The 12,477-nt window shown below is 51.5% G+C and carries 14 protein-coding genes; 7 read left to right on the forward strand and 7 right to left on the reverse strand.

All coding sequences use genetic code 11. The features are described 5' to 3' along the window. Nucleotides 1-112: 112 nt before the first annotated feature. Both hemJ and hemE read right to left on the reverse strand, forming a co-directional pair. Nucleotides 113-556: a protoporphyrinogen oxidase HemJ gene (gene hemJ / locus B152_RS0100600; protein ID WP_020590425.1), complete on the reverse strand. Its 444-nt coding sequence runs from the start codon at nt 554-556 to the stop codon at nt 113-115. Nucleotides 557-584: 28 nt separating this feature from the next. After that, on the reverse strand, nt 585-1,616 hold the full coding sequence (hemE, locus tag B152_RS0100605) for a uroporphyrinogen decarboxylase (protein WP_020590426.1): 1,032 nt from the start codon (nt 1,614-1,616) through the stop codon (nt 585-587). 633 nt (nt 1,617-2,249) lie between these two features. Here hemE and B152_RS0100615 point away from each other — a divergent pair. From B152_RS0100615 to dnaQ, 5 genes are all read left to right on the forward strand, one after another. Beyond that, nucleotides 2,250-3,071, forward strand: coding sequence for a pyruvate, water dikinase regulatory protein (locus B152_RS0100615; protein ID WP_033405471.1), 822 nt, complete (start codon nt 2,250-2,252; stop codon nt 3,069-3,071). Next, nucleotides 3,064-3,693, forward strand: coding sequence for a Maf family protein (locus tag B152_RS0100620; protein ID WP_020590429.1), 630 nt, complete (start codon nt 3,064-3,066; stop codon nt 3,691-3,693). The genes B152_RS0100615 and B152_RS0100620 overlap by 8 nt, the downstream gene beginning before the upstream one ends. After that, entirely contained in the window at nt 3,693-4,541 is an 849-nt protein-coding gene (locus B152_RS0100625) for a shikimate dehydrogenase (RefSeq protein ID WP_020590430.1), read from the forward strand. The genes B152_RS0100620 and B152_RS0100625 overlap by 1 nt, the downstream gene beginning before the upstream one ends. 63 nt (nt 4,542-4,604) lie before the next feature. Then, entirely contained in the window at nt 4,605-5,255 is a 651-nt protein-coding gene (coaE, locus tag B152_RS21925; protein ID WP_020590431.1) for a dephospho-CoA kinase, read from the forward strand. A 49-nt stretch (nt 5,256-5,304) separates the two neighbouring features. Further along, nucleotides 5,305-6,000 carry a DNA polymerase III subunit epsilon gene (gene dnaQ / locus B152_RS0100635; protein ID WP_020590432.1) on the forward strand — a complete coding sequence of 232 codons (696 nt, stop codon included), beginning with the start codon at nt 5,305-5,307 and terminating at the stop codon, nt 5,998-6,000. 41 nt (nt 6,001-6,041) lie between these two features. Here the strand turns inward: dnaQ and B152_RS0100640 are convergent, their stop codons facing one another. After that, nucleotides 6,042-7,004, reverse strand: coding sequence for a helix-turn-helix transcriptional regulator (locus B152_RS0100640; RefSeq protein ID WP_020590433.1), 963 nt, complete (start codon nt 7,002-7,004; stop codon nt 6,042-6,044). 162 nt (nt 7,005-7,166) lie between these two features. Between B152_RS0100640 and B152_RS0100645 the strand changes: the two genes are divergently transcribed. Next, a complete protein-coding gene (locus B152_RS0100645) occupies nt 7,167-7,637 on the forward strand; it encodes a hypothetical protein (protein ID WP_020590434.1) in 471 nt (156 codons plus the stop codon). Nucleotides 7,638-7,696: 59 nt separating this feature from the next. Here the strand turns inward: B152_RS0100645 and secB are convergent, their stop codons facing one another. Both secB and B152_RS0100655 read right to left on the reverse strand, forming a co-directional pair. Then, complete coding sequence (gene secB / locus B152_RS21930; protein ID WP_020590435.1) at nt 7,697-8,221, reverse strand: protein-export chaperone SecB; 525 nt, start codon at nt 8,219-8,221, stop codon at nt 7,697-7,699. 161 nt (nt 8,222-8,382) lie between these two features. Next, the gene (locus tag B152_RS0100655; protein WP_026261155.1) at nt 8,383-8,931 is read right to left on the reverse strand and encodes a histidine phosphatase family protein; all 549 of its coding nucleotides are present in this window, start codon (nt 8,929-8,931) and stop codon (nt 8,383-8,385) included. Between the two features lie 213 nt (nt 8,932-9,144). Here B152_RS0100655 and B152_RS0100660 point away from each other — a divergent pair, with 213 nt between their 5' ends. Then, nucleotides 9,145-9,690 carry a thioredoxin family protein gene (locus tag B152_RS0100660; protein WP_020590437.1) on the forward strand — a complete coding sequence of 182 codons (546 nt, stop codon included), beginning with the start codon at nt 9,145-9,147 and terminating at the stop codon, nt 9,688-9,690. Between the two features lie 27 nt (nt 9,691-9,717). On the opposite strand, the gene B152_RS0100665 is transcribed toward B152_RS0100660, so the two are convergent. Both B152_RS0100665 and B152_RS0100670 read right to left on the reverse strand, forming a co-directional pair. Next, on the reverse strand, nt 9,718-10,605 hold the full coding sequence (locus B152_RS0100665) for an endonuclease/exonuclease/phosphatase family protein (protein ID WP_020590438.1): 888 nt from the start codon (nt 10,603-10,605) through the stop codon (nt 9,718-9,720). Between the two features lie 93 nt (nt 10,606-10,698). Further along, nucleotides 10,699-12,264: an ABC transporter substrate-binding protein gene (locus B152_RS0100670; protein WP_020590439.1), complete on the reverse strand. Its 1,566-nt coding sequence runs from the start codon at nt 12,262-12,264 to the stop codon at nt 10,699-10,701. Between the last annotated feature and the right edge of the window lie 213 nt (nt 12,265-12,477).

Genomic DNA, 12,477 nt, shown 5'->3' on the forward strand with positions numbered 1-12,477 from the left:
ATTAAAGCACAAACATCAAAAGGCTTGTCAATTTCAGAGAAAAGTATTTGTCAGGAAAAAAGACAGGCTTCTCTGAAAAGGATCACTGCGGAAAACAACTTTTATTTATTACTTAAAAGGGTTTTACCACAGCAAGTACTACAATGGCAATCATCAAGAGAGTCGGTACTTCATTGGCAAGCCTGAAGAATTTTTCACTTTTATTGTTTTTATCAAACTGGAAGTTCTTCATCCATTTTGATGACATGCCATGGAATGCCTGCATGCCAAGCAGACAAAGCAGCTTGCCATGAAACCAGCCTTCCCGATAGGCCTCGATATTCAGAACCAGCAGTATTCCAAAGATCCAGGTTGCTGCCATTGCGGGTGTCATGATGAAGCGAAAAAGCTTCCGCTCCATGACTTTGAAAATTTCCGACCGTTCAGACCCTGCCGGCACCTGTGTATGATAGACAAACAATCTGGGAAGATAGAACAGGCCTGCCATCCAGGAGATGACAGCCATTATATGTATTGCTTTGATCCAGAGATAAAAATCTCCCAGAAAGCCACCCATTTCTATCCTGCCCTGACGTGATTGTTGTTTATCCGCGAATGCGTTTGAGCATCTGTTCAACATGCTCGATTGGTGTTTGTGGCAGAATGCCATGTCCCAGGTTGAAAATAAAGGGACCATCGGTAAAGGCAGAGAGAATGCTGTCAATCGATTGATCGAGCATGCTGCCGCCTGCAACCAGTAACAGGGGATCGAGGTTGCCCTGGACTGTTACGTGGGACTGGATGTTGTCTCTGGCCCAGAGGGGAGAAAGAGTTGTGTCGAGACCAAGAGCGTCTGCGCCGCTTTCTCTGGCAAAAAGCGGATAGCTGTCTCCGACGCCCCGTGGAAAGAGAATAACCGGGACATCGGGATAAACCGCCTTAATGCCGGAAATGATCTTTTTGCAAGGCTCGAGACACCAGCGTTTCAGGGCAAATTCTGGCCAGACACCGGCCCAGGAATCAAAAATCTGGACTGTTTCAGCCCCACTTTCAATCTGTTTGATCAGATAAAGCGTTGTTGCCTCGACTACAAGATCGATGATGCGGTCAAACTCCAGCGGATTTGAATAGGCCCAGGTTTTGGCCTTGGCATAATCCTTGGAGGAGCCGCCCTCGATCATATAACTGACCACTGTCCAGGGAGCACCGGCAAAGCCGATCAATGTGGTTTCCTTTGGCAGATCTTCGCGCAGGCGACCAAGGGTTTCGTATACTGGGGAGAGATGGCTGTGGAGATTGTCCAGGGTTAGTTTCTCGAGATCAGCGATCGACTGGAGGGGCTGAAGTTTGGGACCGACCCCCTCCTCAAACCAGACTTTTTGACCCAGAGCGTGAGGGATGACCAGAATGTCACTGAAAACAATCGAGGCATCAAATCCGAAACGGCGGATCGGCTGCAGGGTTACCTCAACTGCTAGATCGGGGCTGTAGCAGAGATCGAGAAAACCGTCAGCACTGGCGCGTGTCTTGCGATATTCGGGAAGAAACCGGCCTGCCTGACGCATAAGCCACACGGGTGTGCGTTCGGTTTTCTCCCCCTTCAGGGCACGGATCATGAGCTTGTTTTCGGTTTTCACGGTCTTATTGAACCTCGCGCTTTGGGTTATCTCTCATACTATACTTAGTAATAGTAATTATTTGTAGTTGTTGTAGATCCCTGTGAGTCACGGGGATTAGTCACTTATTCATAACTTGTCCGCAAGCTTCAAGGCCTCGTTTGATCAATTTCGTTTTTCTGTGAGTCTCTTTCGGGATCTTTTCGAGCGACTCGTCAGGACTCACGGAGTCATATTCATCCACAAGATTAGGTGAATCATGGGGATAACTTTTTTCTTGCCGGAGTCCTTGTACAAGTTTTGCACAGCTGTGGGTATTGCTGCGAATTGTCGCATAAAGCGAGGTATCATCAGGGGGACAGCGTGTGTAGAAAAGCCGGCTGGGGATAAAAGGGGATAGTTATCCACAAAGTTTTCACCTTCGTCCGCAGCTTTATGCACATAAGATATTGATCCTCCTGATGATCTGCCTGTTGCTTCACTGATATGATTTTCGGGTTTGCTTCACTGGTTTGATTCTTGGACTTCGTTCTCTGGTTTAGATTTCTCTGTTTAATTTCTCTGGGTTTCCCGATTCCGCCAGAATGTGTATGTATGATCACAAGAGAGCAAACCTTCGGGCAAACACTTTGGGTAAACAGCCGGGACCGGATAATGACACAGACCCACCTGCACCTCGTTTCTGATTCGACGGGTGAAACCATCAATTCAGTTGCCCGTGCCTGCATGGTGCAGTTCAAGGTCGAGGAACCGGTCGAACATGTCTGGAGCCTGATCCGGACCAAAGGGCAGATGGAAAAGGTGCTGGTCCAGATCCGCGAGAAACCAGGTCCGGTTCTGTTTACCGTTATAAATCAGGAACTTCGCGATATCCTGATCCGCGAGTGCCGCCGTCTTGGCCTGCCGTCGATCCCGGTGCTCGACCCGGTGATCCACGCGCTGGCGAGCTATTTCAATCTCGAGATGTCAGGTAAACCCGGGCTGCAGCACGCGCTGGATTCCGAATATTTCAACCGCATCGAGGCGATGAACTTTGCCCTGAACCACGATGACGGCCAGCTGCCGCAAAATCTCAACGAGGCCGAAATTGTTATTCTGGGGGTGTCGCGGACTTCCAAGACCCCGACCTGTATCTATCTGGCTAACCGCGGTTTCAAGGCAGCAAACGTGCCGGTGGTGCCGGGCTGCCCGCTGCCGGTGGAGCTTAACAGCCTGACCAAACCCTTTGTTGTCGGGCTGACCAAAGACCCGGCCAGTCTGGTCCAGATCCGCCGTACCCGCCTGAAGATGATCTCGAACGAGGAGGAAACCGACTATGTCCACCTTGAATCGATCAAGGAAGAGGTCAAGATCGCGCGCAAGCTCTGTAACGAAAACCGCTGGCCGATCATTGACGTGACCCGGCGTTCGATCGAGGAAACCGCCGCAACCATCATCAAGTACTACCACCGCCATATCGGTATCGGCGATGAATAAACCCGCTGATTTCAAAGGAACAAATCAGACTGAAGTCATTTTGGCCTCGGCAAGCAGCGCCCGGCAACAGCTGCTGGAAAATGCGGGTGTCCGGTTGGCAAAACTCCTGCCTGCCGCCCTTGATGAAGAAGCAGTCAAGGAGGCCCTGAAGCAGGAAGGCGCAACGGCGCTGCAGGTGGCGGAAACACTGGCGGAGCTGAAAGCGCGCAAGGTGTCGCTGTCAAACCCGGGCTGTTTTGTCATCGGGGCCGACCAGATGCTGGAGTGCAACGGGATCTGGTTCGACAAGCCGGTTGATCGCGACCACGCCGCCGCGCATCTCAAGGCTCTGGCGGGCAAAACCCACCAGCTGCAGTGTTCTGTCTGTGTGGTCAAGGATGGCCAGCGCCTCTGGCATCATAACGAAACCGCTTCGCTGACCCTGCGCGCCCTCGACCCTGACTTTATCACCCGCTATCTTGATGCGGCCGGAGAAGAGATCCTGCAGTCGGTCGGGGCCTATCAGCTGGAAGGGCTGGGCGCTCAGCTTTTTCAGCGGATCCAGGGCGACTATTTTACCATTCTCGGGCTGCCGCTGCTGCCGCTTCTGACTTTTTTACGACATAACGAGGTACTGGCCTGATGATTCTTTCCGGAAAAGCCCGTCTGGCCGGGGTTGTCGGCTGGCCGGTATCACACTCAAAATCCCCCCAGCTGCACGGTTACTGGCTGGAACAGCTCGGGATCGACGGGGCCTATTTGCCTCTGGCGGTTGAACCTGAGTCTTTTGATCTGGCTCTGACAGGTTTGATGGCTGCGGGATTTCAGGGGGTGAATGTCACGGTGCCGCACAAGGAAGCCGCCCTGCAGTTCTGTGACGAGGTGGACCCCCTCGCCCGCCGTATCGGTGCGGTCAATACGATTGTCTTCAGGGAAGGCAAGGCCATAGGCTCAAACAGCGATGCCTTTGGGTTTATTGAAAACCTGCGCCAGAATGCCCCCGGTCTCAATTTCAGCTTGGCGAAGGCTGTTGTTCTGGGCGCGGGTGGCGCGGCCCGTGGAGTGATTGCCGCGTTGCAGGATGCGGGGCTTCGCGACATTGTTCTGCTGAACCGGACCCGAAGCCGGGCCGAGGCGCTGGCTGAGGATCTGTGTAAAGACCAGACCGGGACGATCAGGGTTTTAGACTGGGAAGAACGAAACTCTGCCCTGGAATCTGCCGACCTTCTGGTCAATACCACCAGTCTGGGCATGGCCGGGCAGCCCGCGCTGGAACTGGATCTGTCTGCCTTGCCGCAATCCGCTGTGGTGACAGACATCGTCTATGCCCCGCTGATTACCCCCTTGCTGGCGCTGGCACAGAAACAGGGCAATCCGGTTGTGGATGGACTGGGCATGTTGCTGCATCAGGCCCGCCCCGGCTTTGAAGCCTGGTTTGGCGCAAAACCTGTGGTAAACGAAGAATTGAGGAAGTTTGTTCTTGCGATCTGAGTCTGATCTGGCGGATTTTTCTGTTCCTGAGTACACCTGCAGAGACAGGCAGGGGAAAAGCTGATGTTTATCCTGGGACTGACCGGATCAATTGGCATGGGCAAAAGTACGGCGGCCGCGATGTTTCGCCGGTTTGGTATTCCGGTGCACGATGCCGATGCTGTCGTACACAGGCTGATGGGCCATAAGGGCACCGCAGTTGCCGCCATTGCCGCCCTTTTTCCAGCAGCGGTCAGTTCAGGAGGGGTTGATCGCAAAAAGCTGGGGGACGAAGTTCTGGGCAAGCCGGAAAAACTGAAACAACTGGAGCAGATTATCCACCCGCTGGTCCGCCGGGAAATGCAGGCTTTCCTGACACGGCAAGCCCTGTTGCGCCACAGGCTGGTGGTGCTGGATATCCCTCTGCTCTATGAAACAGGGGGTGATGCCTTTTGTGATGCGGTGCTGGTGGTCAGTTGCCCCGGATTCCTGCAACAGCAGCGGGTGCTGTCGCGTGCCGGAATGACCAGAGAAAAGTTTGCCTCTATTGTGCAAAAGCAGGTTTCTGATCTGGAAAAACGGGCCCGGGCTGATTTTGTTGTCGCGACAGGACTGGGAAGAAGGCACACGCTTCTGACAATTCGTAACCTGCTTGCGCTGTCGCAAAGCCCACAAGGTCTGCCAGGGCAGAAAAACCGAAGGTTTCTGCCCTGGTTGTCGCGTTCACTTGCTTAATTGACGTCATTTTCTGACGTTCAGGATTTTAGAATACGGAAGTTGTTTTATGCGTGAAATCATTCTCGATACCGAAACCACCGGGTTCAAACCCGAAGAGGGTCACCGCATTGTCGAGATCGGCTGTCTGGAGGTCTATCAGAACCTGCCGACGGGAAAATCGCTGCAACTCTATATCAACCCTGAACGCGATATGCCGGAGGGTGCTTTCAAGGTCCATGGCATCAGCAGCGAGTTTCTGGCGGATAAACCGCTTTTTGCAGCTGTCGCTGACGAGTTTCTGGACTTTATCGGTGAAGATCCGCTGGTAATCCACAACGCGCCCTTTGATATGAAGTTCCTCAACAGCGAGCTGCGCTGGGCCGGAAAACCGTCGCTTAAAAACAAGCCGATTGATACCGTTATCATTGCCCGCGAACTTTTCCCGGGCTCCCCGGTGAATCTGGATGCGCTCTGTCGCCGTTTTGAAATTGATAACTCAAGCCGTACCTACCACGGCGCGTTGCTCGATTGTGAACTGCTGGCAGAGGTTTATCTGGAACTGCGCGGGGGACGGCAGCATGGCTTTGATCTCGGCGCAAAAAGCCGCAAGGGACAAAACGCCGGGGCGGGGGGCAGCGGGTCCCTCACCCTGCCCTCGGGCAAAAAAATCCGCGAAGCCCGCCCGCACCCGATATCCGAAGAAGAGCTGGCGGCGCATGAAGCTATGCTCGGTCTGCTCAGTGATCCCCTGTGGAAAAAATAAGGCTGGCAAGAAACGTACCAATTCTACAAAGCTTCCGGACACTAATTTTTATAGATTCTGCTTAAACAATCAATTTCTTCCCTGATGTGTTCGACCAGCTCGGGCGGATCCAGAACCTGACAGTCCGAACCAAGGCGTAAGAGGTCAAAACAGGCCTGTAGTATAGACTCGATCGGTATCGAGACGATAAAACAGTCGTTTGAATCTGGACCGTGACAGCTCTCTTCAGCTGCCTGTGCAACAGAGGCGCTCAGTTCACCGATACGTTTAAGGCCATTACGGGTAAGTTGTAATCTTGCTGTGGCCTGATAGATGTTTGTCTCATACCGCCTTACAGCCTGTTGCCAAAAATCGGCCAGATTAAAACCACTGGGCCGGATAAAGTTGTCTTTCAACAGGTCAACTTTGCGAAATTTCGAAACGCGGTAGATCCTCTCGTCACCATCTGTGAGGCCTGCGAGATACCATGTACCGCCTTTTACCACGAGACCAAGCGGGTTGATTGTGCGTGTGACACAGCCGCGCCAGCTTTCATAGCTGCAGTGGATCCGACGGGAATTCCAGACGGCATTGGCAATTTCATGAAGTTTGCTCGCCGGTTCAGCGATTCCAAACCAGGAAACCGGGTCAACATGCACATGGGCGGATATCTTGCCAATAAGGGCGCGTTGAGCTTCGGGCAAGGCATCAAACAGCTTGTTTTGTCCTCTGAGTAATGCCGCCTGCAAACCCAACTGTCTGACCTGATCAGGCAGACCCGAGAGCAGCAGTGCTTCGGTTTCAATCCCGGTCAAACCTGTTGGCGGCATGCGCCATCCGTCAAGCAGCTGGAATCCTCCTGTCCTTCCCCGATCCGCATAGACTGGCACTCCGGCAAAACTCAGGTGATCCATGTCACGGTAAATCGTACGGACTGATACTTCCAGCTCGACAGCAAGCTGTTCTGCAGTTACCTGCCCTTTTTGCAGGTGCATGAGAATAGAAAGAAGTCTGGAAGCCCGCATTTATTTTTATGACTCTCTTAAAACCTGACATTATCTGACAAGTATATGCGGTTAGTTTCGGTTTTGTATCAAAAAAACCAAGAATGTATCGTGATTGGTTCCGGAAAAAAGCGCCGAAAAGGATCAATCAGAGGTAATTCGAAACTGACAGGATCTCAAAATATGACCCAAAAACCTGGCTCGGAATTCAACTTTCTTGCGGGGGCATGGAAGGTGCAGCATCGCCGTCTTAAAACCCGCCTTGCAGGGGCTGAAGACTGGGAGGAATTTTCTGGTCAGACGACTGCGCATCTGACTTTGGGCGGTCTGGGGAATATTGATGACAATATTCTTGAACTTCCTGATGGGCGTTACCGTGCGATTTCTCTACGCAGTTATGACCCATCGACAAAACTCTGGGCGATATGGTGGCTTGATGGACGGAAACCGCATGATCTGGATGTCCCGGTTGTGGGGGGATTTAGCGATGGGATTGGTCTTTTTTATGCGGAAGATATTTTTGAAGGAAAAGCGATCAAGGTTCGTTTTGTCTGGAGAGATATGACCACGGCATCACCTTGTTGGGAGCAGGCGTTTTCTCCTGATAACGGACAGACGTGGGAAGTTAACTGGACCATGAGTTTTACAAGATAGTCAAAGGGCGGTCACCAGGACCGCCCTTTTCCATTTTAAGTTCTGAAACGCTATCGGATTTAAGCTGTTTCCGTTGCTTTGTCTTCTGCCTTGGCGTCTGTTTCGTCAGCTGCCATGGCTTCGTTAGCCTGTTGGGCGGCTTCTTCGTTGCGGCGCTGCAGGAACATCTGGTGAAAGTCGATCGGATTCATGATCAGCGGCGGGAAGCCGCCATCGCGGGTGATGTCCGCGACGATGTTTCTGGCAAAGGGGAAGAGATACCGGGGTGTCTCGACCATCAGCAGAAGATCGATGATCTGTGGCTCAAGACCTTCGGCCAGGGTAACAATCCCGCCGTAATCGAGCTCAATCATAAAAGCTGTTTTGTCTTCGACCTTGGCTGATCCGCGCACGTTGAGGACAACCTCGTAGGCGGTGTCGGAAAGCTGTGTCGGGCTGACATCAACCTGGATATCAAGCTGGGGTGCTTTGCCGGACATCATTGGATAAATCATTGGTGCGTTGGGGTTCTCGAAGGACATGTCCTTGATGAACTGCATCTTGATTGCCAAAGGCTGCTGCTGGGCTGTTGTTTCTTCAGCCATAAATAAATTCTCCCTATATGTTTGCCTGTTTGGCTAGCATGGATTTAGCGCCTAAACAACAGTAGAATCCAGTGTTTTCCTGTTCTTTTTATGAAAGAAATCTGGCGAAGCGCGCCGTCAAACCCTGTTTTTCATTTCCCTGTTGGTGTCGTGCGTTGTACTCAGCTTTCTGTGTGGATAACCAGACCTGGAAGATCAATAGAAATCAGGCCGCCGTTGCCGATTTCATGCCCGGTCAGGCCGCGGATAAAGGCCCAGTGGCTGACAACAAGGGTTTTTGACCAGTCTTCCAGCGCGATCATTTTTTGTTGAAAGAGATGACAGCGTTGTTTGACCTGCTGTTCGGTTTCATCAAGGTCCGGCCACCAGTGCTCGTTCAGATGGGCAAAATCAATATGAGGCCATTGCCGGGAGAGTTTTGAAGCCGGAGAGCCGATATCGCAGGAAAAAAAGGCGTGTTCGCGCACCAGGGGTTCGATTTCAATGGGTAAAGCCAGGATATCCGCGACGATCTGGGCCGTTTGCAATGCCCGGGTATAGGGGCTGGCAATAATTCTGGTGATAACTTTTTTGTCGGCAAGTTCCTCGCCAGCGACTTTGGCCTGATCGCGGCCTTCGTCGGTTAATTCCGGATCCGGAATGTTTGGATCAATCCTTGTTGTAGTGTAACTGGCGTTGAATTGGGACTGTCCATGTCTGAGAAGGTACATCCGGTTTCCTTGATGTTGTTTTGCCAGTGCAGACAGATCTCCCGCCCGGGCCGTTTTGTTTCCGGCACAGGTCAATCTGTGGATTTGTCTTAAATCAGGATAAGAATATACTTCTGTCTTTCCCGGGAAAACAATCAGTTCTTGGTTGGTTGCTTTTTTCACTTGATCCTTGCGGGTTCGGGAAGGAGCTTTTGATGAACAGAAAGAAGGCCCATGCTTTTACAGACACCCCTTTGCGACTTTGGCTGGAAAGCCCCTTCCTTTACGCTGAAAGACCTTGAGGACAGGACCGTCAGTCTGGAGAGCCTCAGAGGTGAAAAAGGTACTCTTCTGGCCTTTATTTGTAATCATTGTCCCTATGTGAAGGCGATTGTCTCGTTTCTGGTAGAAGACGCCAAGGTGCTGCAGGAGAACGGCATAGCTGTCGCCGCGATCATGTCCAACGATTATCATGACTATCCGGAAGATTCGCCCGAGAACATGAAAATCTTTGCTGCGCAACACGGTTTTACCTTTCCCTATCTTCTCGACGAAGATCAATCAGTTGCCCGTCAGTACAATGCCGTCTGTACACCGGATTTTTTCGGTTTCGACGCCGGGTTGGGCCTGCAGTACCGGGGGCGACTGGATGCCTCAACCGCCAGAGTGGTGCCTGATGCACGCCGGGAATTGCGCGAAGCCATGCTCGCGGTTGCCCAAGGAGGCAAGGGCCCGGAAAACCAGATCGCTTCTATGGGCTGTTCGATAAAGTGGAGATAAATCTGATAAACGAAATGGGAAAACTTGCTATAGATCCATTGTGACAAAAAGCGGTTGATGGTCAGAAGCAATCGCCTGAAGGTTTACAAAAGTATCTTTGACCCTTTGTCCCAGATTACTGGTGACAAAACAGTAATCCAGTCGCATATCCCGGCTGCACTCTGCATTTTGGGGATAGGTTGTGCCGGATTTCTCGCGCCCGTGAATCAGTTCCCAGCAATCAATCAAGCTATCCTCGTAGAGTACCCGACCATAAAAAGGATCTAACGGGCCAACCAGCATTTCATATTCCGGTCCGACGGGCTCAAGGTTGAAGTCGCCTAAATAAATTGCTGCGGTGCTGTGACCTGTAGAAACCTCTCCATTAGACCAATCGGTTGTGTTTCGAACCATGGGGGGGCCGGTCCAGACACTGCCGTGCTGGTGGCGGCGCTGGTGAAAATCGAGTAATGAGCGAATTTGCAGCAGCCGTTCTCGGGTGGAGAGGGAACTCAATTGCAGAGAACAGAAGGCGACTGGGCCAATATCTGTTTCTACCAGAACCTCGAGTATACCTGTTTCACTGTTGTAGTGACTAAGCGAGGCAATTTTAGGAAGCAGATGCATTCTGGTCGAAAGGATCGGACGTTTGGAGAGAATCATACAGCCGAACTGCCTGCGGTTATGGTGTATAATTCCGTCCTGATCCGCATAATTTGCCCCGACATCAAAGGCCGGATGGTAGCTCCAGTAATAACCCGGCAACAATTTTGAAATTTCTTCCGGTTGATTGACCAGTCCGCTACGTTTCCAGTTTACTTCAACTTCCTGAAGCGCAATCAGATCCGTCCCTTTTACCTGGTCGACAATACGGGAAAGATCAAAGATTCCATCCCGGCCTTTACCATATTGAATATTGTAACTTACCAGCTGCATCAAAATCTCGGTTTATTAATAAAATCAATTATCTAAAAAAGCGCCCCCACGGTAAAAACCGTGGGGACCAGGCTTGCTGAGGGAGCTGGAATTCTAACTGTCCAGCCATACGCGTTCACCTGCACGGTCACCGCTGAGATGACCATCAGGTGAGCCGGCGTAACCTTTGACATGATCGCGTCCTGCATCGAGGAAATCGGCAAATACCGGAATTATTGCCCCGCCATCTTCTTGAATCATTTTTTGCAGATCGTGGTACATTTCGCGTCGACGCTGGCTGTCCAGCTCAGCTCGTGCATCTATCAACAACTGGTCAAAATCAGCTCTTTTCCAGAAGCTATCGTTCCAGGCAGCGTCGGATTTATAAGCTACAGACAGCATGCTGTCGGCGGTAGGGCGACCAGACCAGTAAGAGGTGCAGAAGGGTTTTTGCATCCAGACACTGGACCAATAGCCATCCGCAGGTTCGCGCTGGACATTTACGCTGATCCCAGCTTTTGAGGCACTTTCTTTGAACAACACGGCTGAATCAATGGCGCCCTCGAAGGCAGCATCAGAAGTGTGAATGGTGATTTCCTGACCCTCCATCCCGGCTTTTTTGAAGTGATAGGCCGCTTTATCCGGATCGTAGGAACGTTGCGATAGATTACTGGCATGGAAGGGATCGGTGATGGGAATTGGGTGATCATTTCCAATCTGTCCATAGCCCCGAAGGATAGTCTGCAGCATCTGTTCACGGTTAATGGCGTATTTGAGGGCCAGGCGTAGATCGTTGTTGGTATAGGGGGCGGTATCGGTGCGCATCAGAAACGGAAGATGGCGCCCACCTTTAGCAGCAAGAATCCTGACACCTTTTGCTCTTTTCAAGAGACCAAGAGTTTTTGGGTCAACCTTGTTGATCAGATCAACCTGACCTGTCTGCAATGCGGAAGTTCTTGCCGCTACATCTGCTATTCCAAGGGTTTCAATAGCATCGACATGGGCACGACCCTCTTTCCAGTAATTCGGATTTCGGGTGGTTAGGCCGCGAACCCCGGGCTCAAAAGATTGAAGCTGATAGCCGCCGGTTCCTTGCCCATCGCTGAAATCAGTGGTTCCCGCAGGAACAATCTGGAGATGATAGTCGGACAGCAGTGAGGGAAGATCTGCATTGCCACTTTCCAGTTCGATCACGATCTGGTGGGGTCCATCTGCTTTGATATTTACGATAGACGTGACCAGACCCTTGGCACCAGAACTGGAATTTTCCCCTCTATGATAGTTCAGGGAGTAGACAACATCTTCGGCAACCAGCGATTTACCGTTGTGAAATTCTACGCCTTTGCGGAGATTGAACACCCAGGTCCGGGCACCTGCTTTGGCATCCCAGCTTTCAGCCAGTTCCGGAATAGCTTCGCCATTTGGGCTGATTTCCACCAGATTGTTTCGAAGTTGCCAGGTGATATTTGTTGGCATGTGCGAAGTGAGAGTTGCTGGATCGAGTGAATCCGTCGTGGCGCCTCCTGCCATCCCCAAGCGTAATGTGCCGCCTTTTTGGGGGGCTTCTGCACGAGCCTGTTTTGATCCCAGTGAGGAGAGCGCCAAGCCTCCAGCGGTCATGGCAGCCCCGGATACGAGCAGATCGCGTCGGGATAGAGTATCGTTTCTGTTATCTGACATGTGTTTTTCCCATTTATCCCTTGAAGCCCCTGGTATCAATATATTGGGGCGATAGCTGTCAGGATTATTTTCGAGTGGTGATCGGTAGAATTAAGGACCTGTCACTTCTTGATTTTCTTATGGGATATCATCGTTTGAAGTCAGTAATGTTCTCAATGTTCGAAACTCGAAACAGAGAATTTAATGTTCGAAAATCGAAAGGGAAAAGTATCT

Origin of the sequence: Kiloniella laminariae DSM 19542, from assembly GCF_000374005.1 — a bacterium.
GTDB lineage: Bacteria > Pseudomonadota > Alphaproteobacteria > Kiloniellales > Kiloniellaceae > Kiloniella > Kiloniella laminariae.